The sequence below is a fragment of the Limosilactobacillus agrestis genome, assembly GCF_014145585.1.
GTDB classification, from domain to species: domain Bacteria; phylum Bacillota; class Bacilli; order Lactobacillales; family Lactobacillaceae; genus Limosilactobacillus; species Limosilactobacillus agrestis.
In genome coordinates, this window is sequence record NZ_JACIVF010000066.1 from 18,664 (window position 1) to 39,627 (window position 20,964).

Here is a 20,964-nt window from a genome sequence, read left to right on the forward strand (position 1 = left end):
CCATGCACACTTGAATTTATGACTGCACGAAAAAAGCCACCCCATATTTCTACACAGCGACTTTCTGAATGTGTGTCTTCAAGCCCACACACGTATTCAATTATTGAAGTAGTTTCATGACGTGCTTAGGTCAAGATTTATTGTTACCTAGATAGATTACAGGCACAGTTCGACAAAACGGATGCAAAGGTGGCACATTCTTACCAATAACTGCATCAGAAACGTTAAAAACTTTATTATTAATTGCTCGACATATCTTACTGGTTCGACTATCAAGAACAGCAATTAACTGATATTGCTTAACTCCTCGTTTCTTCCAACTATCAAGCTTTATCTTAGAGTAAAAATAATTAGCTTCGGTTCTGATTAACCGGCTAGCATTGAAGCGGCTTGTATTGAACTCCTCTTCAATTTGCTTAATCATTTCTCGTTCAGACATTCCACTTAACTCTTTAGCCGTAAATAATTCTTGCAAGCGTTCAGCAAGCTTATCAGTGTTATCCCAAATACGTGATGAAAAGTTTTTGCCTTCCCATCTGGAATTTAATGCTGCTTTCACATAACGATTAGGTATCTCAGTAATTTTCGACTTCGGTACGTCTTGTTCCATCGATACCGTCGCAACTTTCCTATCAGTCTTAGGGTTCTTGATAACGATTTTGTTTTCTTTGGATTCTAAGGCTGGTTTTGTTTTATTAGGGAGCTTGTAATCTTTTGCTTTATCATATATTGCTCCTTGCTTTTCAACTTCGGCCCAGGTTCTTTTCATCACATCAGTGTGCAATTTAATATTCTGATCCAATTCGACGTCTCCAGCATTTTTAGCAACTATATACGCTTTGACTTGTAACTCTTCCAGTCGGGTAATTCTGCTCTTAGCGGCTAGTTGATTTAAGTAATCATCAATAGCCTTCTTACTTTCTTTATCGACAATATTGCTTGCTAACGCTTGTAGGGTTACCAGCTCAGATGGTGAGATGTGCGAAGACATGATTGTTGCAACTTCATCAGCAGTGATGTCAGCATAAAAATAGCGACGATAAATCTTTTGGACCTCGTCGCTTAAATATGCTTCTGCTTTCTGATACGCCACGTTGATAATCTTTAGGCGTTTAGTTGCTTCATCCTGGTTCTTTTGTTCGTCTTGCAAGTCTCGCAATTGCCAATAATTGAATTTATTTTTATCAACTTTCATAGGCTTTCACCTACAAAACAGTAATGTATTGACCGTACTGCTCCACAAGCTGATTAACTGTGTTCTCAAATGCATTTAGCAAAGTTTTATTTTCAATGCGTTCACTATTTGCAAATACAGCTGTCAGAGTTCCATTCTCATCATTTACAACCACGTTAGTGCAATTATTAACCGTATGAGTTAACAAAGTGGAAAATGAAGCACAGACGATATCAGAGCCTTTTACGCTATACTCAGCGTGTCCGCTTGCTTTGATTATCGTCTTGGTTGGTTCCCTTTGAATCTTCACTCGAATCATCTTGGCTATCCTCCAATTCTAAACGGTCTGGATCCTGTCGCTGTAACGCTTGCTGGTTCTTTCTGATGTTATCAGCATCTTGTTGAGCCATTTCATCAATAACTTCTTGAACATCCCCAACTTGTGGAAGCCAACTATAAGTAATCTTGCGTGGAAGAATACCGTCAGCATTCTTAATGTTGTTAACTACATCAGACAAGTTAACCGGAATATTAGGCGTCAATGAGATATCACAACCATCAACATCTGAATTACCGCCTTTAATATTAACGATGGTTTGAATTAATTTTAATCGCCGGTGCAAGCCATCGAAGAAGTAACGTTTCTTAATTGAAATAAGATTTTCAAGCCCAAACAGCTTAAATTTCATTGCTTCACCAGATACGTTCCCCATAAACTTTTCATCGTTCATATTCGGAACGTATGAAATCTTGTGAATATCATTTTCAATTGATTGGCTAAGCAAGTTAACCTGTGTTTCATCGAAAGTCTTAGTTAACCATTCAACATCAGCCCCATCGTCACGAGAAGGTGCATTAATAACACCATTCTTCAACGCTTCAATACTGTCTTCATCCTCTTCTAATCCGAAGCCAAATGTAACAAGGATTGCATCAACAAAGGCTTCTTTATCTGAAATTCGGTCAGTTTGGAGGAGGTTATAAGCATCAATCAACGAGATTAGTTGTTCAAAATCACCCTGTCGTTCTTCATTATTTCGATACTCAATTAATGGAACTGCATTGAACAAGTTATCGTATTCGTCAACGATTTGATCATCTGTCGATACTTCCATTCCTACTTCAGTGCGATATTCTACAATCTTTTTTGGCATGTAGACCGTGACACTATAACCATCATTCTGTCCGCTCAAATTTTTCTTTGCTTGAACAAACACACCAAATAAAGGGTCGTGTTCAACTGTATCATCAGTAACAACAATTGCGGCACGTGGATCAACGGCTTCTACTCGTAATTCAGTGTTAGGAGTAATCTTTTCATTGCCAAGCTCATCAATGCTAATAGTTGGATCAATTGTTTTAAGATAAAGCAATTCATAGCCATACCCAAACACAGATAAGTCTTTTTCAAGCTCAATGTCGTGCTTATGAATATCAATCTTTTCTAGCGCTTCTAATACATCATCAATATTCTTACCTTTCTTGGCGGTATATTTAACCGGATTACCAGTCATAAAACCAACATTCATGTCAGTGATGTATTTAGCATGATTAATCATAACGTTAGAAGCTTTAACTTTAGCATTCTCAAAGCGATGGTTATTGACTTCTTGATTCCCATTGTAATAATCAGCAAGTTTATCCAACCTGCCTTGCCGTTCTTTCAGTTTACGAATAGCGTAGTTGATTGCTTCAAGGTTTGGCTTGTTAACATCCCCAAGTAATTCTCTATCAATTGCAACAGCCACATAAACACCTTCTTTCTATAATCCACGAACATGTGGACGTTTAGTAATCTTTGCAGTGAAGCCTTTATGGATAACCATGTAAACGAAATAACGCATAGCATCGCAAGCATGATCATGTTCTTTCACTGGTTTATCTTCACCACGTTCAGCTGCTTTTTCATCCCATACATAGCTGGATAATTCTTTAAATAAATTAGGACATTGATTGCTAAATAGTATCTTGCCTTCGTTCATCGCCGTTTGAGTAACACGAATACCATCCACCACATCATTTTTTGCCTTTTGTACTCGGAAACCATTATTCCGTAACACAGCAATAAAAGAAGCAGCAGATGGGTCAATAATAATCTTTGCGTGAATGTTACCAAGAAACTTCTTAAGCTCCTTGCAATATTGCTCATCCGTCTTTTGGTGAGCAGTAGCACGTCCTGAGTAGTAATATTCTTTGACTAAGTACCAAACACCATGGTTGCGTCCCCACAACAAAAATACTGTAGGGTTTTGTGTACCGTAGTCACAAGAGACGTAATACTTTTCAAAGTGATTAGGTAATTCATTAACTACCATCGTATCTCTATCAAAATTGTCATAGATAACCCCTTCTGACATTACCCATAATCCTAAGATATAACGCTGGTAGAACACACCGGAATACATTCGGTTATAACGATCAATGGTTTCTTGCGCTAATGACGGATTATCCTGCATCATAAAATGAAGTCGTAACGCCCGCTTATCTTTCATTTGGTCAATCCATTCTAGTTTGAACCAATGGTAAGGTCCTTCGGGGTTACAGTTAAACCACATCTTAGAACCTGTTACCGAACAACGAGCTGTTGCCTGATTAACAAATGACTGTGGCATCAAAGCAACTTCATCAAAAAAGAACCCAGCCAAAGTAATACCTTGAACTAGGTCCTGTGATGCTTCATCTTTACCACCAAAGATAAAGTAATAATTTGTATGACCATTCTTGCTAATCGTTAGCATATTATCCGAACGTGAATCGTGAATAGCATACCCTTCGCTTTCCAACATACTTCTTAATGGTCTTAGCACGTTACGCCTAAATGAACCAATCGTTTTACCAGCCATTCCAAACTGCTGACCATTGAATTGGGTCATGGACCATAGCACGTATGACAATGACATGACAACTGTTTTACCAGCACGAACAGAACCGTCACAGATAATAGCTTCATAACCCTTTAATTCATCATTAGCCCACCAGCTAAGCACTTGAAGTTGTTTACGACTAAACGGGGTAAACTTAAATCTAACTGTCTTTATCCCCATCTTTATCACTCCATATCTTCTTCATACCATTGCTAAGTGCAGCAAGTAATGAGTTGGTGCTTTCATCGTTAACTTCTGGTTCTGGCAAGCGATCAAGTAAGATCTGCATTGCTTTCTGACGATCTTCCATTTCAACAACCGGCTCACCTTTATCAATTCGAATACTCTTGATGTTCGATGTATCAATCTTGCTACTATCTTTTAACTCAACAATATTCGTATAGTAATAAGCCTGTTCGCCTGTCTCTGGATCAATCTTAGGCTCATACCTGAACTTACCTCCAGCGTCTTCATAAGGTCCATTTTTATCACGTACCTTATAATAGGCCAAATGCTTTTCTGTTCTGAATGATAGAACATCGGTAACATTGCTAGTCGCTTGATTTAAGTAACGTAGCAAGATGTCATTGGCGGTCGCGTATAGGTCTTGCGATTGTTGTTTCTTTAACTCAGTAAGGTATTTTTTGATGCCATCATTTGCCATCATTCTAGTGGCGTTAGAATGTGCTTTTTCATAACTTCCACCATAAGCTTTTTGATAAGCCCAAGTAGCGTTATATCGCTGTAAATAGTACAGGCAAAAGGCTTTTTGCTTATCATTAAGTCCATCACTATCCGGCAATTCTGGTGGCGATAACGATGGTGCAACCTTTTCTTGTTTTGTACGCGTACTTTTTACTTTTGTATGCATACTTTTCTTCTTGGTCGCATTGTTTCGTTGCCATTTGTTCCTGGTCTTCCACGACTTAACTGTACTAAGCGCAACGCCATACTTCTTGGCAATGTCCTTATATTTCATCCCAGCTAAGTAATCCGCCTTAGCTTCTTCCATTTTACTCATAGCATATCACCACACCACCTTTCTAAATTTGTGTACAAAAAAAGCACCTGCAAATTGCAGATGCTAATGAATAAGGGCGGCCGGATTCGAACCGGCACCTCCGACGTTACACGCGTTTCATCGGTTCACCTATAACATACGGCACATGATTAAACATCTACCATAATCAGGCCCATTGAAATTCGCTTTTGTGTATAACGCCTTGTCCTCCCTCTTAGACGATTCACCCTTTGTATTTATTATATACTGACTTGACAACATTAATCAAACGTCTTTCATACCAATTAGGTTTTCTATCTCCATGTTCATTATGATTGAACCCAATATGTACATGGGGAAGTTCGGGCTTATTGTTAATCTTATGAGGAGTTCCAGCAATATCTATTTGTGCTAGTCGTAATCCTTTACGGTTATACAACGATATTGAACGAGGTCCGCCTTTGCCAACAGTCACATAGATTCTTCCTTTTGTCATTGTCTCCATCGGAACCTTTGAATTACGTGCATCATTATACTGCACAAATTTAATGTTCTTATATTGGAGTAAAGTATGGTATTCCGTTCCGTATTTCTTACCTTTCACACTCACACCCGAAGATGCACCACGTCCACCCATAACTATAAACCTCTCAATCGCTTGATATTATCATTCTCGTAATAAACAACATCAATACCATCTGGATAGATGAAATCAACTTGGCCACCATAGACTAGTAATTGCTTAGGATGTAATTTGGCAATCATTTTTAATACTCCACGTTGCCACATCTGATTTGCTTTATCGTTCTTCTTCACACCAATTGTGCTAATAGATAAAGTACTGTTTAAGGGCAATCCATCAAAGCAAAATTTAAATGAGCGCTCATCAGCCCATGAAACAGTCGGAATAACAGTCAATCCTAGTTGTTGCATCATTTGTCCTAACAGCCGTGAGCGATATACATTCCACATCATCATAGGTAAAGGCATATCTTGATATAGGCTAAAATCTGGAGTTAAGACACAATCAAATTGGCTTAATTTATCAATATAAAGACTTGGTCTATTCCAAAATCTTTCGAATTGGTAATCATCTAAATAAAAATGAATTCCAGCTAAGTTATCTGCTGTTTTTAATTGATTAAATCCTGCTAATGATTTTGGCTTATAAACTGTTGGTGCTAACACAGGCATATCAAATTTACCGGTTACCATATTAGGCAAATAATATTCAAGATTATACTTGCTTATCGTTCTTTGACTTCCCATGTTTTGTGTAGCTATCCTCCGTTTTGCGCTTTTTTGTTTCATTGTTCGTTCAGCATGACATAACATTAAATACTCTTGCCTACTTGCTACTAATCCGAACCGTTTAGTTTGATACATTTTCCCTCCAAAATAAAAAGCCTAGTTCTAATAACCAGGCTTAAAACTATTTATCTTTGCTGTTTTCACTAGAACTTAAGATGCCAGTAAATACATGATCTGCCATTTTATAGGCTTCAACCTCTGATTCTGTTTCCTTACGTGCAGAATCTAATAGCACACTATAAATCATTACCATTTGGCGTAATCCATCAACCATTCCAGGTGTATAAGACATTTTTTCAATAAACATTGCAGTCACTCCTAATATTTTATAAATGATCTTCTAGCATATAGGTCACTAAATAAATAATTAAAAATTCGACAATTAGTGATGTAACAAATAAGCCAACGCCAATAAGTGCCGGCTTAATTAATAGGGCTCCAATAAACATAATTGGAACCATTAACATAGCAATAAATTTCATGAACAACGAAATTCACCCTTTCCAAATAAAAAAGCCAGCCGTTAAGCTGACCATTTTATTAATGTGATTGCATAAAAAATTGTAATACTGTAGTTGCTAAAGATGAAAGCTTAACAACATTTAAGGTAGCTGACGTAATAGCACTGAAATCACCAATCTTTTTCATTACTCTTCTGTACCTACTTTGAGCTTCATCTTTATCTGGTGCTTTGGCAATTGCTAATATAGATTGCACCAAATCATTTAATTCTTTTTGATGTTCATTATTTACACTTAGCAGATCTACTATATCTCTCAAATATGCTGTATTCATTTCTATTTTTTAAGAACCTCCAGTGAATCCAAAGTCGCCTTGTTAGCATCATCTACTAGTTTAGCATCAGGACGCTTTATAGGTTTGAAATCAAATTTCGGCATTTCCGGAAAATCTCGTATAGGATCGAATGGCGGCATGATGTTAAATGAATTATCAAATTTGTCTGTCAATTTATTTTCACCTCATCAATATAATACAAAAGGCCAGCCATCAAGACTAGCCTAAGGTGAAAATAGATAGTTTAACGTCATTGCGGACAATCAAGGCTAATGGAAGAAACACGAGTAAGTAGGTGCTTCCTCCTTTCGTTGAATGTTGCTTTAATCAAAAATAGGTTTGCCTTGAAACATAAGCACACGGACTCGAACCGCAATCTACAGGGTTGGGGCCTGTTATTCTGCCAATTGAACTATGCTTATATAAATATCACGGCTTAGACAAAAAAGACTATGCAATTACGAAAGAGGAGCGTTCATCTCCTATCATAGTTAAATTTGCCGTGATAAAGCCGAGAGGTGGATTCAAACCACGCTTTTGCCACACGACCAAGTGTGCCCATCTTGGTTCTCAGCAAGCAGTGCGACTCGTAAGCACTGCTATATACCATAATTATCAATGTACGGGTGAAGAAGGAGCTGCCAAGCCTCCTTTCTTCTGATAATCATGATATAAAAACTTAGTAGGGCTTTGCACCCATGCAGCCTTGAAGCCTAAGTATAATCAGGACCACGCAATCACCGCACCCGGTCGTAGTTTTCCGCCTACTCCTGTAACGGTATTGCTGTCCATTCATACGGTAATCCTTTAGCCGTTGAGTTAGATTACGTACTCTTCTGCTGATTACAGCACGGTTGAGACTATCAGAATAGCATGTAAATTTAATGACCTAAAAAAGATCTTTCAAAACGCACAAACTAAATTAATCGTTACCGTAAATTTATTTCGAAGTTAGTTAATGATAGTCTCAACGTGGATTATGGTCTCTGCCACCATCCTGTCGGCTTGGTTACCGGATTCCACACGGTCATTTAACAGACCAAGTTGCGGTACACGTGTGAGTATACGTACCGAACTAACTTATTATCATGGGGTTGTCGTTATTTTTTCGACAATACAATAATATCCCCTTGAACTTCCCGTTTTGTTCCCGAAAAGTTCCTAATTTGTTCCTGTTTTATTCCCGTTTTGTTCCTGATTTGTTCCCGCTTTTTCGTCGTCATCATCAAAATCGAGAAATAAGGGGAGAATTTCGAGGCTACAATTCATTTGCATTGAGATTCGATCACAAGCTTCAGCAAACTCTAAACAAGCCACTTCATCAGCATCCTTAAAGGTTGAATGCCCCAAATGATGATTGATATGCAGTTTAGTTTCTACGACTGTCAATTGCTTAACATAGTGCCAGTTGAGTATATCTTGGCTTCCTACGCTACAGGCACTAATCGCCTTCTCAACGGCTCTCTTTGCTCTTGCACATTCGGCATAGTAAATCATCATCTTTTCTGATCCATTGCCTTTACGTGAGCCATGAATACCAGTCACGTCATTTACTTGTGCTTTGATCCCGTCCATCCAAGCATTCCGACAAATTCTTTGATATTTCTTATCGTTATTGAAAAACTTACGGACGTTTTGAATGGTTTTCTTCTCATTGAATTCCGGAAATAACCCCACGATATTTCGCTCCCCTTGTGATATAATAGTTTTGCTTATTTTTATATCGAAGGGGCGCTCTCACAGTAGAGCGTCTTTTTTTACGCTTTTTAACGCAATTTAACGCTTTATAACACGCTTATGGGATTGAACAAAATAATGCAAATATTGACCAGCCAATTATATGTTCTTCGTGCTTGTTATACCAAAACATTTTTGATCCGCAGCACACATCAAGAATTTTCATCGCTGTCCACCCTTTCATATCCCCAATCAATGTGCTCAAATGCTGTTTCTTGCGCTGTCTCTTCTAACTCATCATCAGAAATATTATCGGGGACTTCGATAATGTCATCTTCATTAAAGGACGCATTGTCGGGTGACTGAATCCATACTCTAATCTTCATTAACTAGCTTCCTCCCACAGAACGGACAATTGAATATTTGTATGCGTCCAGTCCGAGTACAGTGGATAAAGTCGTTGTAATCGGTAAGAAAGTAGCCTCTTTCTGTGGTGTCAAAAGCAATACATTCATCTTTATCGTTGAGTTGACCATATTTCCACGTTTTGCCAACGCCATTTAGCATTGAGCAATAAGGACAATTGTAATTTTGGATTACTTTTTTCAAGTGAGTTGCTAACTCAATCGCTGCCTGAGGATAAAACCAATTTAGAAAGTGTAATTCATCGATGTAGTCCTCATTCCAACGTTCAGGTGCCCAGACATAAGTCTTGATTAAAAGTGGGTATTCCTCCCCATCGCTCGCTTCATAATCTTCATTAGGCTCAGCCTCAAAATCGATCTTCCATCCACTAAGAATCGCTGATGTAATTAAATCTTGAGCTTTCGTGAAATGATCAAGATGTGTCTCAGTCTTATATGGCTTTTCTAATTTTTTAAGTTTCATTCAATCCCCGCTTCTTTCATCTTTTGATCTACCATGATTTCAATACGCTTATATCCGCTGTCGATTTGCTTAGCTAGTTCTCTTAACGAATGAATAGGCCTGCCAGCGTCTACTTTCTTTTCGTATAACTTGATAGCCTGTCCATACGTCTGAAACCACCATTTTTGACCTGATGGTGTGCCATCTTTACGTACCTTGCCATCTTTTTGAATCAATTTAATTACTTCACCGTCGCTAACGATAGCGAACTTATTATCCAAATCAATTGTTATCATTTCTTTTTCTCCGCTAACATTTTCAATGCTTCTTTTCTCATATTTGCTAAGTCATTTTTTATTTCTTCAAACTCTTTATCACTAACAACTTCATTAGGATTGTTAAAACAGACAAAGCCATCGGACTGTATCCCAAGCTCTGATAATTTATGACTCATCTCTTCCACCTCTTTGACTTTTTAGCTTGTTTGTGCCAAACCATCATGTGCTTAGCCTTAGCAATCTGTCGCTTACGAATACGTTTAATTCTGGAGTAAGCCCGTCGCTTTACGTTGACGTTAAGATAATATGCTTCACCATCTTTACCTATGCTTTCAACAGTAAACAAACAAGGCCCATCTTTCCTAAGACATTTATAATTAATCATCCTTATCCTCCGCAGGTTCCTTCATTGCATCAATCGCAGGTGCTAAGTGTGGATTGTCTTTCTTGAGTTGCTCTAATTCTGATTCGGTAAAGGTATCTGCATCAATTTCATCATCCACAAAAACCCATGCGCCATTTAAATTTAGATAATTTTTGTAATGGTTTTGGTCATTAATCCACCGCAGGCGATACTTCTTTTCGGGGAAACGTTCTTTAGTAGGCGTGTCGATCAGCCGTTGCACTATATCCATCACAAGTGCTAAATCCTCAGGCCTAATGTTAGGAGACAAACTACCCCACTCTTTGCGAATAGACTCCCAGTTAGTTGCATTCATAGGCATTTTTAAAAACCAATCCCCGTAGATTGCCGTGTTCTCACTAGAAATTTGTAAAAAGTCATTTGACTCTTTTGCTGATACTGTGCTAGTCGTACCGTTAATAATCTCTATTGCTTCTTTAATCTTCATCAGTTATTCCCTCCGCTTCGTAGAAATCAAGGATGGCTTGCTTTACTTCTGGCAATTTGTCGTATAAATCGATTTTGTCAATCATCGAATTAATTATCCTGTAATTAGTTGATACATCAACGCTCATACCAGGACGAGGACATAATTCACCGTCTATCTCACATTGTTCGGGACTGAAATTTATCCAGCCGTCTCTTTCTTCAAAATACTTAAATCCCAGCTTATTCATGTGGTGCTTCAACGCTTCAAGGTTCGTCCGTGTGCTTGCTGGTAATACTTTTACTTCTGCACTCATTGCGCTACCTCCATAATTTTTAACTCAATCAATTTCCTATCGTGTCTCTTATGTCGTAATTTACCGACTTGTGCACATCGTAGTAGTCATACATCGGATTCCCAGTCTTGGGATACCGCTTAATGTTACCTTTTCGGTCATGTCTAACATGCTTGTCAAACAAGTTATTAGGCACACCCAACACTTTCATTTTGAAGTCATTCTCACGAGGAACAATCACTTCAACAGGAATACGGTACTTACTTTGAAACCAACTGAATGTCTTTTTAGCATCACGGTCAATATTGTATGAAGTAAGTGAGCCTTTGACATCGTAAACATGTGCTATTTCGCCCCTGTCGTCCCGTATAACGAAGTCTGGGGTATAAGTTACGGCTCTACCCATAACACCGCCTAAAGCGTATTTATCGGTAAGATAGAAGCGCTCATGATGTCTAAAGCGATACCCTTTGCCTCGAATAAAACGGTGATAGAAGTTGTACTCAACTCGGCTGTCAAAAGTAATGCCATCTTCGATATACTTCTTAGCGTTTCGTTTCATCGGTTATGAACCCCCATCGCATAGCCACAGGCAAAAATACCTAATAACAAGATAAGTTTAAGCACTCTCAACACCCGCCTTAATCTTCATAGCTTTGTACGAGCCTTTCTCCGCATCGTAATCATCTTCCATATCAAATTGACCCATGATACTGCGTATAGCATCTAAACGGCCGTTGCGATAATCCTCGCTAACTGTATGATCTTTGAGATAGCCCATTAGCCTGTGCCTCAGTTCTTCTTTATCGTTTTCACTTAGCACTGTGCCTCGAAAAGCCAATGGTGTATGTGCATACTTGCTAATGAGTTCAATCAGAGGCCAGAAGCCTTTACTTTCTAAATCACTAGCGTCTAAATCTTCTCGTTCGTGTAATTCCGACAAACTTTCGATGTTAACAGGAATCATCATCAGCCACATCGGCTTACGCTCTTCTTCGTCTCGTGCGTCCTGCCATGTGCGATAGACATAAATATACTTGCCCCGTTTAACGGCAAATGGTCCCATTTCATCGCCACGATCAATTTCTTTGCTATGATTGATCGTGTAAACCAGCTCATCGGTTGTTAAATACTTTTCTGCATTCATGCTGTCTTTACCTCCCCATAGCTCCAACTGGTACATGCTTTGTCACACATTAAACAGCATTGGTGACACCAGTCTTTGGCCTGTTCTTTTTTCTTGTCGCCAACAGGCTTTCTAAGCGCCCATTTGAATTGTTCTTTATTCCACGGGACTTGATACTCGCTGTCATGCTCATCTAGCAATTGCATGTAATAGACTGCTATTTGTAACTTCATTTTGACAAAACGTAAGTTAGCATCTTCCTGCGTTACACCGTTGTATTCATCATCAGTTATTTCTAGCATCTTACGAGTAAGATCCCATTTCTTTTTTGCTTTTTCTTTAATCATTTGGCATCGGATCCCCACTATCATCTATCTTTTCTGTGTGTTGTTGAGGCTTAGTCTCTTGCTCCTGCTGCTTTCTGAACCACTCAGGCATTTGTTCGTTAATTGGCTGACGTTTACGAGAGCTACCCTTCTGTTGATATTCACGGCTTACTTGTTGTTCATGTCGTTGTTCAGACTTTTTAGCTTGTTCCACCGTTTTAATTGACTGTTGGTCGTACCGTTCAAACGTTTTTGCTAAATAGCGATCAGCGCCCTTAGAAGCTATATTTCTTCTTAATGCATACGTAATTACATGAAGAACTAAGTCAGCTCCATATTTATTCGTCCACTCAGTTAAATCTTGTTGAGCAATTCCATTAGGAAATCCCCAGTTGTTTTGCCAAAGCTCGAAAACATCTTTGACGGAATGCTGTGCATCACTTAACACTTTATTATTACTTGTAGTATTAATACTTGTAATATTCTCCTTAAAGTTTTCTTTAATAGGGGTATTAAACTTTTCTTTATTACCCTCATAAAGATTTCTTGAAGGGGTATTAAACTTTTCTTTAATAGGGGTACTAATAGGGAACAGTCTTCGTTCTTTTATTTCTTTCCCATCTTTTATCATTTCAACTTTTAAATATCCTCGTTCTTTAAGATGATTAATCCAATTGGATATAGATGTTTTTGAAACATTGTAAAGATCGGCAAAGTAATTATTATTTGCATGGCAATATCCATTTCTATTACTGAGCGCTGTAATTTCGCTAAATAATAATTTTTCGTTTGCTTTCAGCTCATTGTCATAGCGAACATTAGCAGTAAGGATTGAATAGTAACTCGGTTGTTCCATTGCTTATACCTCGATTTCACTTGCGTGTATAAATCCACTTAACATCTTCGTTTCACGGCAATAATCACACTTGCCACAATGAACAGGTTCTTCTTCTCCAGTCATCACTTTCCAAAAATGCGGTTGTAATTCCTTTACCTTGTCTAAATCGGCCTGCATTTGGTAATCATCATCATCGCCGTTAAAATCAATTGCCATTTTGTCAGGAGGCGTCTGCTTGCTAATAGCAAAGATGAGTGGCTGACACTCTTTACCAAAGGTCTGTTTAATCAATTCACGGTAGACTGCCATTTGCAAATCATATTCTCTATCTTGAATGAACGGCACGTATCTATGTTCATCTGAGTTCCAGTGTCCTTTGTGAATGTCATCAACAGTCTTTAAGTCACAAAAATACCCTTTATCAAGTACAAGACTGTCAATCTTGCCTTTCCACAAGTAGCCGTCAATCTCACCCATTACGATTACTTCCTTGTCGCCTGGGGCGTAAAAGTAATTGAACATATCATCGGCTTGTAATGTCTGAATCATGCTGTTAGCACCCTTAAATTCAGCTCTGAGGTGTCCGTTTGGGTTGGTTTTAGTAGGTCGGGTCATTAACTCTTTTTTGTTAGCTTCAATAAAGTCTTGATGGCTTTTTGCACTCTCAAAGTATGAGTGAACGTAATTACCAACAAGAAGAGGGACAGGGCTAGAAACGGGTTGCCAATCCTCTTTGAGCTTAGCTAATGCACGGGCCTCACACTTCTCAAAATCTTTGAACAGTGACACACTCATGTATTGCCAATCGGTCTCATGAGAGTAGTAATTATCAGCTGTCAGCTTCATCGGCTGGCTTGATTGTTCCTTCGTTGAAGAGTTCCGTTTGTCCGTCTGCGACTTCTTCACTGGCTTCTCCGCCTTCGTTGCTGTTGCCATCATTGCTTACCCCCTTAGCCTTCGCTTCTTGAGACTTTTGAAATCCTTCTAGCAATTTATCAGTACTTTGCTTTTCATCTTCAACAGATGTGACATCACGGCGATCATCGTCATACTCGTTACTTGTTGTATCGTTAATAGCACCAGTTAATAGGTCGCTATCATCGGACGTATTAATAAACATCTTAGCGGCACGGTTTAGCACAGTCCGTTTTGCCATTTCTTGACTAAAATTCTGTTGCACCTTGTTGTTCTTTTGACGTGTTTGTGCCCACGACTGATCAATCTCTTTCTTGGTCATAACAGTAAAGTCAGTACCTTCATCAGTCTTAATCATGGCAAAGGCTCCAACGATTTGATTATCTTGATTTTCAAATTTAGGAACGAATCTCTTAACAACTAGTTCCATGTCTTCATTGGCGCCAATTTCAAAGTCATCTTTTTCATGAACAACTTCTGCCCTAACTTTCTTAACTCCATCCAGTCGCTTAACTGCTGCTACTGTTCCAAAGTAGCTTCGTTGCATTTGAAGTTCATTGCCGTATACGATGAAGTAGCATTGATCTTTCGCTGGTGACAATCCTTGTAGCGTCATATCTAACAAGGATTTAACAATTGAGTCATGCGAACACACTTCTAAGGCTGGCCGATGATTACGGTCTTGTACCTTTTGCAATTCAAGAAAGGCCGCATTAAGCGCATTAGAAGCGTTGTAATTCTTCGGCAGTGATAGATCCTGCGTATCTTGCATTTGTTTAACACGATCTAATACAAGATCGGTTAGCTTAGTTGGTTTCTGTTGTTGAGCTACTTGATTATTCATTGCTGTTACCCCCTAGTATGTTAAAAAGCGCCTTGACTAAATCATCTGGTACTTGGCCTTTCTTTAATTGCTCAGCGTCCTTTACCATTGATTCAAGTTGTGGATATTTTTCGTACAAGTCAGCGATTAGCGTTGCTATGAGAGCCGCTTCGCCTCCAATAGACTGTAATGCCAATCCAGTTTGCTTGTTGGCTCCTAATACAACTAGTGCATCAAATTTATGCCCAGTAACTTTTTCCACAGCGCTCTTAATTTGATCTACTTCGTTATTCATTTTTATTTACCCCCTGATACGTGTTTGCTCATTTGTAAGCCGTCCAATTCATATTCTCGCTAAACAAATGTTGTGGTTCACATTCGAGCCCTTTTGCTAGTTTTTCGACTGTTGAGAATTGAACTCCTTTATTCTTTCCACTTTGTAAAGCTATTATCGTTGTTACGGCAACTCCAGTGATTTGATATAGGTCAGTTGCTTTGTAATCAAAAATTGCCATACGAACTCGTAAATTACGGGCAAAGATTTCGGATAAGTTCATTTCGCCCACCCCATTTCACGAGCAAAACTGTCGTTATACATATCAAGCCACCAATAAAGTTCTTTTAGCACGGAATTGTTAGCCCGCACGCTTTCAACTGAAATAGCATTCAACACGTCTTTGATCTTGCAAGCATAGCCGTCACGTTGCCCCATGTAGTAAGCAGCAGAGCTTGGCATTTCTGCTATCGCTTTAAGTAATTGATTTTTCATGATATAATTACCTCAAATTCTATTTATCTATAGGTTTTACTTATCGCCATCGGATGTGTCGGATCCGGTGGCTTTTTTGTTTGGATTATCTGGATCACCTAGTGCTCCTAAGATCTGCCAGAATAAGACAAATCCAAAGACTAAGCATAGTCCTGAGCCGTAGAACATGCTTATTAGCATCCCCGCTGTTAATCCAGAACAAATTAATGCTGGTTCATTCATTCGATCACCGCCTTTCGTTCAGCTAGTCCGTAGCGAATTAGATTTTCAAGATAGCGTGCTTGTTGCCAAACATAGCCATCAGTCGGCTTGCCACCACTGATGAACCAATCACCCAAACGCTCACGTACCATTTGTATGGCGTTTAACGGGAAATCATACTCATCAAATAGTTGGTTAATCCTTTCCATTCCATCTTTCATTTCTGTTTATCTCCTCTAAAAATATCTAAGCTAACGTCTAATGCGTCAGCAATCTTACACATGTTCGTAAATGACGGTTCTGATATCCCTCTGCTATACGAATAGAGAGTGTTATCTAATATTCCTGTTAGCTTAGATAAGCGATATATTGATATTGATTTTTCATCCAATACTTTCTGTACGTTATTCCACAACATATAGTTATCAATCTCCTTTATTACCACAAAATAATGTGGTAATATTACTTATTGTTTACCTACTCAAGAAATCTGTTTAGGAGGATTATTATGTGTAAAATCGATACTCAATTTCTAAGCTATTCTCATTTATTAACAGCTGTAGCTAATAGCACTGTGAGTGCTAATTTTAAAATTAACCATCCATCTGACTGTACTAATTACATAATTAATAATGATCCTAGTAATTTAGAAAAAGTCACAATATACACTAACGGTTTAGTGATTTACACAAAGCAACAGGCAGGAGAAATTTTGACTAAATCTAATTACCCATTCGTTTCAAAAGATGATGGTTATATATGGATTATGAATGAATAATCATTAGAATTTCTGAGGCGCTTTGAATCATTTCTGTATTCTCAATTTTTATATGGTTCCTTCCATCGCCATTGATAGAAGGGACTTTTTTATTTTCTTCGCTCATCATTCATACCTCCTAATGTTTCTTCTGATAACGTGGCTTAAGTACGTTCAACTTCTCGCCCTCAATTACGTTGACGATCGTACCGATTAAGAAGCAAGCCATAATCGCCAACACACACCATGCTAGATACGCCATTTAATCACCTCTCAACGCTTTTACATATGGGCTTTCATGATCTTCGTAGTATCTTTCTGATCGAAATGTTTCAAACTTTTGATATTCCTTCAGATCAACGCGACCACCGGCAAGAAATACCTTTCGCCAGTCTGGATAGTTTTCTTGCGCCCAAACTTTGCGTCTATCAAAAGTCGACTTTGACATAGGTACTTCTATTTCCTTGTCGCCTATCTTTTTAATTGACTTCCAAACATTACAGAACTCTAGCCTGTTCATCTGGTATAAATATGGGCTCATCGTAATCAACTCCTTTCTGATATACTTAAATCATCTCCTAATGAAAAGAGGTGATTATTTTGGCAAAAACTGATAAAGAATTAGCAGCAGAAATGACTATTGCATTGTTAAATCATAATGCCAGTTTGCACGTTGGTGGTATCAATGGTAGTGATGGTGCAAGCAAAGATGGCATAATTAATGCACAAGTTGTTGCTACTAACTATGCTTATCTTCTTTCTGTGGTGGAAGGAAAGACCAATCCATTCCAGCAGAATAAGAAATAGTTAGGCTAACATCATATTTCTTTCGAAGAGTTGCTATTTCAGGTAGCAGCTCTTTTATTTCACTTAAATTGTGGCAAGAAAAACTAATGCTCATTTCTGGCTTGTGTTCTATTGCTTCCATGTTGTCACCTCCGGGTAGCTTTTTTAGTTAACTGCAACTTCATCTGGCAACAATTCCGATTGCTCAAGCACTGGCAGAATACCGTGATCCTTGAGTACGTCGTAAATGAACTTCCGCCCACGCTGCGTCCATTTAAGATTGTTGTGAACGCCCTTGTTGTCGTTGTAGGCAAATGCTTCGTACTGCGTATATCCTTTGCCATCGTACTTGTGATAAAGGACCCAATGCCTACCTTGTTTGAACTGGACGCCGAACTCATGAAGCAAGCGGTTAAGCTTGGTAGCCGTCATACCGTAGTCCTTGGCAATCTCCGTGACGGTCATAAGACCCGGATTGTGCATCTGACTGTCAAAGTATTGACCCTTAGGAACTAATGCTTCATAAGCCTTACGTTCCTCGATCCACCGTTCAGCACGCTTAACTGGATCATCGATCGTGTAGCTGTCCGGCTTCTTCAAGCTGGCTTGATATTCGTTGAAAAGTGACACGTATTGAGCTGTGAATAACGTTCCTTTCCTACCAGTCATTTTGTTAGCTACAAATTCACAACCCATCTTAGTTAATAAGTAGCAAGGTAAAAGTTTTCCTTGACTAGATTCATAGTTACTTTCAATGAAGAATTTAGGAGAGCGCAATTTTGCGCCCTCGTCCATATCGTTGATATATCGGCGAATATCACGCATTAAATCACGGTGTCGTTTACCAATCATCTTGGCAACTTCACGGCTATCTAAAGTAGGTTCCCCGCGAAAATCTAATAGTTTTGGTTCGTTCATAAACGATCATCCCTTTCTTGTATAATTAAGTCAGCTCACTATAAAGGAGGTGACTACTATCACTACGCATTACAGCTATAAGGAAGCTCTTGAAGACGTTGCACGCATTACAAATCGCATCCCTCCAGAAGCACGTAAAGCAATGCAATTAGCTTCGCAAGCTAACCAACAAATTACAGAAGCGCTTGCCCCTATTCAGGACCAGCTTTCACAACTTCAAGAACTGCTCGCTCTTGCTTCGAACTCTGATATTAAAATCACATCGACTCTCAATAGAATCAACAATGAAATTACTCACCACCCAGTTGAATCATTTGTTAAACTTGCGGATACCGTCGATGATCTTTCCGAATCTAACTTCGATCATTCCAATCACGAAAGCCGGAAGTTTACCCGAAATAGTTATTCCGGTTGCAATGATACTGAAGCAGACAGCACACGATATAACGTCAAGCTTTTTATAAAAAAACAAATTGATCAGTTCAAAAAGGATAATTCCATAGAAGAGATAAAAGTCCCAGATGTCGATTACTGCTTCAAATTTTTCAAGCTTCTTTTTCATACAATAAATACCCTCTGTATCATTTACGGTGTCTATAACGACACTTTTGCTTATGTGCTCATAGAAGCGATCATAACGAATATCGACGACATCCTTGATTTCAGGGATAAGTAATCGTCTGTCACTAGATATCTACCGTCTTCTACAAAAGACCGTAGATATTCTTTTTATCTTTCAACTTCTATGCCTTATTTTTAGCCGTATCGTTTAACTTTCATTTAAAAAAATATTTAAAGGCAAATCTAAGACTTGGATAACTTTTATAGCAACGTCAGTCGATAGTTTTTTGCTACCGTTTAATACTTGGCTCAAATAACTAGGACTAACACCAATTTTATTAGCAATAAACTTATTCTTAATACCACGATCATCAATTTCTTTTTTTAGGATTTTGTAAGCATCTTTTTTAAGAACTGTTGTCATCCTTTCACCTCCTTAGCCGTATCGTTTAACTTACGTATATTATAATACCTCGCCGTATTGTTTAGGTCAATACTTTATGTAAACTTTTTGTCTAAAAAAGCAATCTTTTTGTTTAACAGTTGTATTATATAAAGAAAAGGAGTTGTTGAGAATGTCAGAGTTTGGAAATCGTCTTACTAATCTACGCGAAAGCAGAGGCTGGAGTAAGACCTATGTCGCTAAGGCTATTGGATTATCAAGTATGCAAACATACGCTAATTACGAATATGGAAGACGTGAACCAGACTTTGAAACTGTTGACAAACTGGCTAATTTGTTCAACGTCTCGACTGATTATTTATTAGGGCGCAAGAGTAAAGCAGATCAAGTACATAATGCGACTGTAGATGAGGCTCTCGGAACAATTATGTCGTTCGAAGGTCAACCTGTTACTGAACATGATAAGAAAGTAATGAAAGACTTACTAGAAAGTTATCTCAGAAATAAAGAGTAAAAGGTCGCCCTGCTTTATGGATAATAAGTTGAAAGAACTTCTCGAAGAATTGAATGCCGTAGTAATGTATGGAAGCCTTGATTGCCCCGGACGCATTGCTTTTCCACCTATTTTAGAAGGGAAAGCAGTTATATACATAGATACTAAATTAACTGAAACTCAGCAAAAGACAGTTTTAATTCATGAATTAGGTCATCTTGCTAAGCAACGTGACGAAAAGGAACTTTATGATGTAACAATTTCTATGAAGATGAAAATGGAATATGGCGCTAACAAATTTATGATTAAATACCTTTTCTCTAATTACATTGACGTCACTGGCGATGATCCACACTCAGTGAATTATCTTGAGTTTATGCGTCAAAACGATATTCCGTCGCGCGATGAAAATATTGTTAAAGAAGTTATCTTAAGTTATTAATTTTTTGCAAAATAAAAAAAGCCTCTAAAAAGAGACTTAATGAAGTGCAAGAAAAAAGTTAGACAAAATTAAAATATTAAGCTGCTAAGGCATGATTTCGGTATTCAACCGGAGTCATGCCTTTTGTTTTTAAGGTTGTTCTAACATGATTAAAATATTGAACATATTCTTGAGAAAGTTTGCTTAATTCTGCAATATCCTTACAAGGCAGAAATCCTGCTAGTAACTCAGTCTTAAATAAGTGAAAGAAACTTTCTACTGGAGCGTTATCCAGGCAATTTCCCTTCCGTGACATACTTTGAATAAACTGGTGATCCGCCAATTTTTGGGTATAGTAACCTAACTGGTAATGCCAGCCCTGATCCGAATGGATAATTGGATAAGCATTATCAGGTAGATTGGTAATTAATTCTTCTACAGTTTTTACAATCAGTTCTTTGTTCGGACTAATACCTATTTGAAAAGCTAGAATCTCTTGACTCGCTTCATCAATCATCGCTGAGATATAAGCCCAC

Annotated in this window: 40 protein-coding genes and 1 tRNA gene; 5 read left to right on the top strand and 36 right to left on the bottom strand. The window is 38.3% G+C overall.

The window, feature by feature from the left end:
• Positions 1 to 130: 130 nt before the first annotated feature.
• From H5R88_RS07675 to H5R88_RS07825, 31 genes are all read right to left on the bottom strand, one after another.
• Entirely contained in the window at positions 131 to 1,195 is a 1,065-nt protein-coding gene (locus H5R88_RS07675; RefSeq protein WP_182600702.1) for a minor capsid protein, read from the bottom strand.
• A gap of 10 nt (positions 1,196 to 1,205) precedes the next feature.
• Positions 1,206 to 1,493, bottom strand: coding sequence for a ribosomal-processing cysteine protease Prp (locus tag H5R88_RS07680; RefSeq protein ID WP_182600703.1), 288 nt, complete (start codon positions 1,491 to 1,493; stop codon positions 1,206 to 1,208).
• A complete protein-coding gene (locus tag H5R88_RS07685; protein WP_182600704.1) occupies positions 1,429 to 2,922 on the bottom strand; it encodes a phage portal protein in 1,494 nt (497 codons plus the stop codon). The genes H5R88_RS07680 and H5R88_RS07685 overlap by 65 nt, the downstream gene beginning before the upstream one ends.
• A 15-nt stretch (positions 2,923 to 2,937) precedes the next feature.
• Complete coding sequence (locus tag H5R88_RS07690) at positions 2,938 to 4,218, bottom strand: PBSX family phage terminase large subunit (RefSeq protein WP_182600705.1); 1,281 nt, start codon at positions 4,216 to 4,218, stop codon at positions 2,938 to 2,940.
• Positions 4,199 to 5,059: a terminase small subunit gene (locus tag H5R88_RS07695; RefSeq protein ID WP_182600706.1), complete on the bottom strand. Its 861-nt coding sequence runs from the start codon at positions 5,057 to 5,059 to the stop codon at positions 4,199 to 4,201. Before H5R88_RS07695 ends, H5R88_RS07690 begins: the two co-directional genes overlap by 20 nt.
• 223 nt (positions 5,060 to 5,282) lie before the next feature.
• On the bottom strand, positions 5,283 to 5,675 hold the full coding sequence (locus tag H5R88_RS07700) for a hypothetical protein (protein ID WP_182600707.1): 393 nt from the start codon (positions 5,673 to 5,675) through the stop codon (positions 5,283 to 5,285).
• A gap of 2 nt (positions 5,676 to 5,677) precedes the next feature.
• Entirely contained in the window at positions 5,678 to 6,424 is a 747-nt protein-coding gene (locus tag H5R88_RS07705) for a DUF4417 domain-containing protein (RefSeq protein WP_182600708.1), read from the bottom strand.
• 46 nt (positions 6,425 to 6,470) lie between these two features.
• Positions 6,471 to 6,656, bottom strand: a complete 186-nt coding sequence (locus tag H5R88_RS07710) for a hypothetical protein (RefSeq protein ID WP_182600709.1) — start codon at positions 6,654 to 6,656, stop codon at positions 6,471 to 6,473.
• 19 nt (positions 6,657 to 6,675) lie between these two features.
• Complete coding sequence (locus tag H5R88_RS07715; protein ID WP_182600710.1) at positions 6,676 to 6,831, bottom strand: hypothetical protein; 156 nt, start codon at positions 6,829 to 6,831, stop codon at positions 6,676 to 6,678.
• Positions 6,832 to 6,889: 58 nt separating this feature from the next.
• Complete coding sequence (locus tag H5R88_RS07720; protein ID WP_182600711.1) at positions 6,890 to 7,144, bottom strand: hypothetical protein; 255 nt, start codon at positions 7,142 to 7,144, stop codon at positions 6,890 to 6,892.
• Positions 7,145 to 7,146: 2 nt separating this feature from the next.
• Positions 7,147 to 7,317 (bottom strand): hypothetical protein, encoded by a 171-nt coding sequence (locus H5R88_RS07725; protein WP_182600712.1) that lies wholly within the window; start codon positions 7,315 to 7,317, stop codon positions 7,147 to 7,149.
• A 177-nt stretch (positions 7,318 to 7,494) separates the two neighbouring features.
• Positions 7,495 to 7,566 (bottom strand) — tRNA-Trp (locus H5R88_RS07730).
• Positions 7,567 to 8,305: 739 nt separating this feature from the next.
• Positions 8,306 to 8,821, bottom strand: coding sequence for an ArpU family phage packaging/lysis transcriptional regulator (locus H5R88_RS07735; RefSeq protein WP_094509637.1), 516 nt, complete (start codon positions 8,819 to 8,821; stop codon positions 8,306 to 8,308).
• A gap of 212 nt (positions 8,822 to 9,033) precedes the next feature.
• Positions 9,034 to 9,207, bottom strand: a complete 174-nt coding sequence (locus H5R88_RS07740) for a hypothetical protein (RefSeq protein ID WP_182600713.1) — start codon at positions 9,205 to 9,207, stop codon at positions 9,034 to 9,036.
• Positions 9,197 to 9,709, bottom strand: a complete 513-nt coding sequence (locus H5R88_RS07745; protein WP_182600714.1) for a hypothetical protein — start codon at positions 9,707 to 9,709, stop codon at positions 9,197 to 9,199. The genes H5R88_RS07740 and H5R88_RS07745 overlap by 11 nt, the downstream gene beginning before the upstream one ends.
• A complete protein-coding gene (locus tag H5R88_RS07750) occupies positions 9,706 to 9,984 on the bottom strand; it encodes a hypothetical protein (protein WP_182600715.1) in 279 nt (92 codons plus the stop codon). The genes H5R88_RS07745 and H5R88_RS07750 overlap by 4 nt, the downstream gene beginning before the upstream one ends.
• The gene (locus tag H5R88_RS07755; protein WP_182600716.1) at positions 9,981 to 10,142 is read right to left on the bottom strand and encodes a hypothetical protein; all 162 of its coding nucleotides are present in this window, start codon (positions 10,140 to 10,142) and stop codon (positions 9,981 to 9,983) included. Before H5R88_RS07755 ends, H5R88_RS07750 begins: the two co-directional genes overlap by 4 nt.
• Before the next feature lie 201 nt (positions 10,143 to 10,343).
• Positions 10,344 to 10,817 (bottom strand): hypothetical protein, encoded by a 474-nt coding sequence (locus H5R88_RS07760; protein ID WP_182600717.1) that lies wholly within the window; start codon positions 10,815 to 10,817, stop codon positions 10,344 to 10,346.
• Positions 10,807 to 11,112: a hypothetical protein gene (locus H5R88_RS07765; protein ID WP_182600718.1), complete on the bottom strand. Its 306-nt coding sequence runs from the start codon at positions 11,110 to 11,112 to the stop codon at positions 10,807 to 10,809. The genes H5R88_RS07760 and H5R88_RS07765 overlap by 11 nt, the downstream gene beginning before the upstream one ends.
• A gap of 28 nt (positions 11,113 to 11,140) precedes the next feature.
• Positions 11,141 to 11,653 (bottom strand): DUF1064 domain-containing protein, encoded by a 513-nt coding sequence (locus tag H5R88_RS07770; RefSeq protein ID WP_182600719.1) that lies wholly within the window; start codon positions 11,651 to 11,653, stop codon positions 11,141 to 11,143.
• A gap of 57 nt (positions 11,654 to 11,710) precedes the next feature.
• Positions 11,711 to 12,238 carry a hypothetical protein gene (locus H5R88_RS07775; RefSeq protein ID WP_182600720.1) on the bottom strand — a complete coding sequence of 176 codons (528 nt, stop codon included), beginning with the start codon at positions 12,236 to 12,238 and terminating at the stop codon, positions 11,711 to 11,713.
• Complete coding sequence (locus tag H5R88_RS07780; protein WP_182600721.1) at positions 12,235 to 12,564, bottom strand: hypothetical protein; 330 nt, start codon at positions 12,562 to 12,564, stop codon at positions 12,235 to 12,237. The genes H5R88_RS07775 and H5R88_RS07780 overlap by 4 nt, the downstream gene beginning before the upstream one ends.
• Entirely contained in the window at positions 12,557 to 13,399 is an 843-nt protein-coding gene (locus tag H5R88_RS07785) for a helix-turn-helix domain-containing protein (protein WP_182600722.1), read from the bottom strand. Before H5R88_RS07785 ends, H5R88_RS07780 begins: the two co-directional genes overlap by 8 nt.
• A gap of 3 nt (positions 13,400 to 13,402) precedes the next feature.
• Positions 13,403 to 14,227: a PD-(D/E)XK nuclease-like domain-containing protein gene (locus H5R88_RS07790; protein ID WP_182600733.1), complete on the bottom strand. Its 825-nt coding sequence runs from the start codon at positions 14,225 to 14,227 to the stop codon at positions 13,403 to 13,405.
• On the bottom strand, positions 14,211 to 15,140 hold the full coding sequence (locus H5R88_RS07795; protein WP_182600723.1) for a recombinase RecT: 930 nt from the start codon (positions 15,138 to 15,140) through the stop codon (positions 14,211 to 14,213). The genes H5R88_RS07790 and H5R88_RS07795 overlap by 17 nt, the downstream gene beginning before the upstream one ends.
• Positions 15,133 to 15,414 (bottom strand): hypothetical protein, encoded by a 282-nt coding sequence (locus H5R88_RS07800; protein WP_182600724.1) that lies wholly within the window; start codon positions 15,412 to 15,414, stop codon positions 15,133 to 15,135. Before H5R88_RS07800 ends, H5R88_RS07795 begins: the two co-directional genes overlap by 8 nt.
• Positions 15,415 to 15,442: 28 nt before the next feature.
• A complete protein-coding gene (locus H5R88_RS07805; RefSeq protein ID WP_182600725.1) occupies positions 15,443 to 15,676 on the bottom strand; it encodes a helix-turn-helix domain-containing protein in 234 nt (77 codons plus the stop codon).
• Positions 15,673 to 15,888, bottom strand: coding sequence for a hypothetical protein (locus H5R88_RS07810; RefSeq protein ID WP_182600726.1), 216 nt, complete (start codon positions 15,886 to 15,888; stop codon positions 15,673 to 15,675). The genes H5R88_RS07805 and H5R88_RS07810 overlap by 4 nt, the downstream gene beginning before the upstream one ends.
• 36 nt (positions 15,889 to 15,924) lie before the next feature.
• Complete coding sequence (locus tag H5R88_RS07815) at positions 15,925 to 16,110, bottom strand: hypothetical protein (protein WP_182600727.1); 186 nt, start codon at positions 16,108 to 16,110, stop codon at positions 15,925 to 15,927.
• Positions 16,107 to 16,298 (bottom strand): DUF6877 family protein, encoded by a 192-nt coding sequence (locus H5R88_RS07820; RefSeq protein ID WP_259393980.1) that lies wholly within the window; start codon positions 16,296 to 16,298, stop codon positions 16,107 to 16,109. The genes H5R88_RS07815 and H5R88_RS07820 overlap by 4 nt, the downstream gene beginning before the upstream one ends.
• A gap of 8 nt (positions 16,299 to 16,306) precedes the next feature.
• Positions 16,307 to 16,507: a helix-turn-helix domain-containing protein gene (locus H5R88_RS07825; protein ID WP_308183241.1), complete on the bottom strand. Its 201-nt coding sequence runs from the start codon at positions 16,505 to 16,507 to the stop codon at positions 16,307 to 16,309.
• Positions 16,508 to 16,597: 90 nt separating this feature from the next.
• Here H5R88_RS07825 and H5R88_RS07830 point away from each other — a divergent pair, with 90 nt between their 5' ends.
• Entirely contained in the window at positions 16,598 to 16,867 is a 270-nt protein-coding gene (locus H5R88_RS07830) for a hypothetical protein (protein WP_182600728.1), read from the top strand.
• Here the strand turns inward: H5R88_RS07830 and H5R88_RS09715 are convergent.
• Positions 16,854 to 16,976, bottom strand: a complete 123-nt coding sequence (locus tag H5R88_RS09715; protein WP_259393981.1) for a hypothetical protein — start codon at positions 16,974 to 16,976, stop codon at positions 16,854 to 16,856. The two genes, H5R88_RS07830 and H5R88_RS09715, sit on opposite strands and share 14 nt — an antisense overlap.
• A gap of 132 nt (positions 16,977 to 17,108) precedes the next feature.
• On the bottom strand, positions 17,109 to 17,387 hold the full coding sequence (locus H5R88_RS07835) for a hypothetical protein (RefSeq protein WP_085678707.1): 279 nt from the start codon (positions 17,385 to 17,387) through the stop codon (positions 17,109 to 17,111).
• Positions 17,388 to 17,446: 59 nt separating this feature from the next.
• On the opposite strand from H5R88_RS07835, the gene H5R88_RS07840 reads away from it, so the two are divergent.
• Complete coding sequence (locus H5R88_RS07840; protein WP_182600729.1) at positions 17,447 to 17,653, top strand: hypothetical protein; 207 nt, start codon at positions 17,447 to 17,449, stop codon at positions 17,651 to 17,653.
• A gap of 144 nt (positions 17,654 to 17,797) precedes the next feature.
• Here the strand turns inward: H5R88_RS07840 and H5R88_RS07845 are convergent, their stop codons facing one another.
• Positions 17,798 to 18,550 (bottom strand): Rha family transcriptional regulator, encoded by a 753-nt coding sequence (locus tag H5R88_RS07845; protein ID WP_182600730.1) that lies wholly within the window; start codon positions 18,548 to 18,550, stop codon positions 17,798 to 17,800.
• A gap of 49 nt (positions 18,551 to 18,599) precedes the next feature.
• Here H5R88_RS07845 and H5R88_RS07850 point away from each other — a divergent pair, with 49 nt between their 5' ends.
• The gene (locus H5R88_RS07850; protein WP_182600731.1) at positions 18,600 to 19,226 is read left to right on the top strand and encodes a hypothetical protein; all 627 of its coding nucleotides are present in this window, start codon (positions 18,600 to 18,602) and stop codon (positions 19,224 to 19,226) included.
• Positions 19,227 to 19,319: 93 nt separating this feature from the next.
• Here H5R88_RS07850 and H5R88_RS07855 read toward each other — a convergent pair whose 3' ends face one another.
• Positions 19,320 to 19,535, bottom strand: a complete 216-nt coding sequence (locus H5R88_RS07855) for a helix-turn-helix transcriptional regulator (protein WP_153710296.1) — start codon at positions 19,533 to 19,535, stop codon at positions 19,320 to 19,322.
• Positions 19,536 to 19,686: 151 nt separating this feature from the next.
• On the opposite strand from H5R88_RS07855, the gene H5R88_RS07860 reads away from it, so the two are divergent.
• Both H5R88_RS07860 and H5R88_RS07865 read left to right on the top strand, forming a co-directional pair.
• Positions 19,687 to 20,028 (top strand): helix-turn-helix domain-containing protein, encoded by a 342-nt coding sequence (locus H5R88_RS07860; RefSeq protein ID WP_153710297.1) that lies wholly within the window; start codon positions 19,687 to 19,689, stop codon positions 20,026 to 20,028.
• A gap of 16 nt (positions 20,029 to 20,044) precedes the next feature.
• Positions 20,045 to 20,449, top strand: a complete 405-nt coding sequence (locus H5R88_RS07865) for an ImmA/IrrE family metallo-endopeptidase (RefSeq protein ID WP_152719755.1) — start codon at positions 20,045 to 20,047, stop codon at positions 20,447 to 20,449.
• Positions 20,450 to 20,525: 76 nt separating this feature from the next.
• Here the strand turns inward: H5R88_RS07865 and H5R88_RS07870 are convergent.
• Positions 20,526 to 20,964, bottom strand: a 439-nt coding sequence (locus H5R88_RS07870; protein ID WP_182600359.1) for an IS3 family transposase, incomplete at its 5' end; no start/stop codon positions are given.

Coding starts and splice junctions, on each gene's coding strand:
- H5R88_RS07675 (WP_182600702.1), bottom strand. CDS start 1,195: ATGAAAGTTGATAAAAATAAATTCAATTATTGGCAATTGCGAGACTTG.
- H5R88_RS07680 (WP_182600703.1), bottom strand. CDS start 1,493: ATGATTCGAGTGAAGATTCAAAGGGAACCAACCAAGACGATAATCAAA.
- H5R88_RS07690 (WP_182600705.1), bottom strand. CDS start 4,218: ATGGGGATAAAGACAGTTAGATTTAAGTTTACCCCGTTTAGTCGTAAA.
- H5R88_RS07695 (WP_182600706.1), bottom strand. CDS start 5,059: ATGAGTAAAATGGAAGAAGCTAAGGCGGATTACTTAGCTGGGATGAAA.
- H5R88_RS07700 (WP_182600707.1), bottom strand. CDS start 5,675: ATGGGTGGACGTGGTGCATCTTCGGGTGTGAGTGTGAAAGGTAAGAAA.
- H5R88_RS07705 (WP_182600708.1), bottom strand. CDS start 6,424: ATGTATCAAACTAAACGGTTCGGATTAGTAGCAAGTAGGCAAGAGTAT.
- H5R88_RS07710 (WP_182600709.1), bottom strand. CDS start 6,656: ATGTTTATTGAAAAAATGTCTTATACACCTGGAATGGTTGATGGATTA.
- H5R88_RS07715 (WP_182600710.1), bottom strand. CDS start 6,831: ATGAAATTTATTGCTATGTTAATGGTTCCAATTATGTTTATTGGAGCC.
- H5R88_RS07720 (WP_182600711.1), bottom strand. CDS start 7,144: ATGAATACAGCATATTTGAGAGATATAGTAGATCTGCTAAGTGTAAAT.
- H5R88_RS07740 (WP_182600713.1), bottom strand. CDS start 9,207: ATGAAGATTAGAGTATGGATTCAGTCACCCGACAATGCGTCCTTTAAT.
- H5R88_RS07745 (WP_182600714.1), bottom strand. CDS start 9,709: ATGAAACTTAAAAAATTAGAAAAGCCATATAAGACTGAGACACATCTT.
- H5R88_RS07750 (WP_182600715.1), bottom strand. CDS start 9,984: ATGATAACAATTGATTTGGATAATAAGTTCGCTATCGTTAGCGACGGT.
- H5R88_RS07755 (WP_182600716.1), bottom strand. CDS start 10,142: ATGAGTCATAAATTATCAGAGCTTGGGATACAGTCCGATGGCTTTGTC.
- H5R88_RS07760 (WP_182600717.1), bottom strand. CDS start 10,817: ATGAAGATTAAAGAAGCAATAGAGATTATTAACGGTACGACTAGCACA.
- H5R88_RS07765 (WP_182600718.1), bottom strand. CDS start 11,112: ATGAGTGCAGAAGTAAAAGTATTACCAGCAAGCACACGGACGAACCTT.
- H5R88_RS07770 (WP_182600719.1), bottom strand. CDS start 11,653: ATGAAACGAAACGCTAAGAAGTATATCGAAGATGGCATTACTTTTGAC.
- H5R88_RS07775 (WP_182600720.1), bottom strand. CDS start 12,238: ATGAATGCAGAAAAGTATTTAACAACCGATGAGCTGGTTTACACGATC.
- H5R88_RS07780 (WP_182600721.1), bottom strand. CDS start 12,564: ATGATTAAAGAAAAAGCAAAAAAGAAATGGGATCTTACTCGTAAGATG.
- H5R88_RS07785 (WP_182600722.1), bottom strand. CDS start 13,399: ATGGAACAACCGAGTTACTATTCAATCCTTACTGCTAATGTTCGCTAT.
- H5R88_RS07790 (WP_182600733.1), bottom strand. CDS start 14,227: ATGAAGCTGACAGCTGATAATTACTACTCTCATGAGACCGATTGGCAA.
- H5R88_RS07795 (WP_182600723.1), bottom strand. CDS start 15,140: ATGAATAATCAAGTAGCTCAACAACAGAAACCAACTAAGCTAACCGAT.
- H5R88_RS07800 (WP_182600724.1), bottom strand. CDS start 15,414: ATGAATAACGAAGTAGATCAAATTAAGAGCGCTGTGGAAAAAGTTACT.
- H5R88_RS07805 (WP_182600725.1), bottom strand. CDS start 15,676: ATGAACTTATCCGAAATCTTTGCCCGTAATTTACGAGTTCGTATGGCA.
- H5R88_RS07810 (WP_182600726.1), bottom strand. CDS start 15,888: ATGAAAAATCAATTACTTAAAGCGATAGCAGAAATGCCAAGCTCTGCT.
- H5R88_RS07815 (WP_182600727.1), bottom strand. CDS start 16,110: ATGAATGAACCAGCATTAATTTGTTCTGGATTAACAGCGGGGATGCTA.
- H5R88_RS07820 (WP_259393980.1), bottom strand. CDS start 16,298: ATGGAAAGGATTAACCAACTATTTGATGAGTATGATTTCCCGTTAAAC.
- H5R88_RS07825 (WP_308183241.1), bottom strand. CDS start 16,507: ATGTTGTGGAATAACGTACAGAAAGTATTGGATGAAAAATCAATATCA.
- H5R88_RS07830 (WP_182600728.1), top strand. CDS start 16,598: ATGTGTAAAATCGATACTCAATTTCTAAGCTATTCTCATTTATTAACA.
- H5R88_RS09715 (WP_259393981.1), bottom strand. CDS start 16,976: ATGATGAGCGAAGAAAATAAAAAAGTCCCTTCTATCAATGGCGATGGA.
- H5R88_RS07835 (WP_085678707.1), bottom strand. CDS start 17,387: ATGAGCCCATATTTATACCAGATGAACAGGCTAGAGTTCTGTAATGTT.
- H5R88_RS07845 (WP_182600730.1), bottom strand. CDS start 18,550: ATGAACGAACCAAAACTATTAGATTTTCGCGGGGAACCTACTTTAGAT.
- H5R88_RS07855 (WP_153710296.1), bottom strand. CDS start 19,535: ATGACAACAGTTCTTAAAAAAGATGCTTACAAAATCCTAAAAAAAGAA.
- H5R88_RS07860 (WP_153710297.1), top strand. CDS start 19,687: ATGTCAGAGTTTGGAAATCGTCTTACTAATCTACGCGAAAGCAGAGGC.
- H5R88_RS07865 (WP_152719755.1), top strand. CDS start 20,045: ATGGATAATAAGTTGAAAGAACTTCTCGAAGAATTGAATGCCGTAGTA.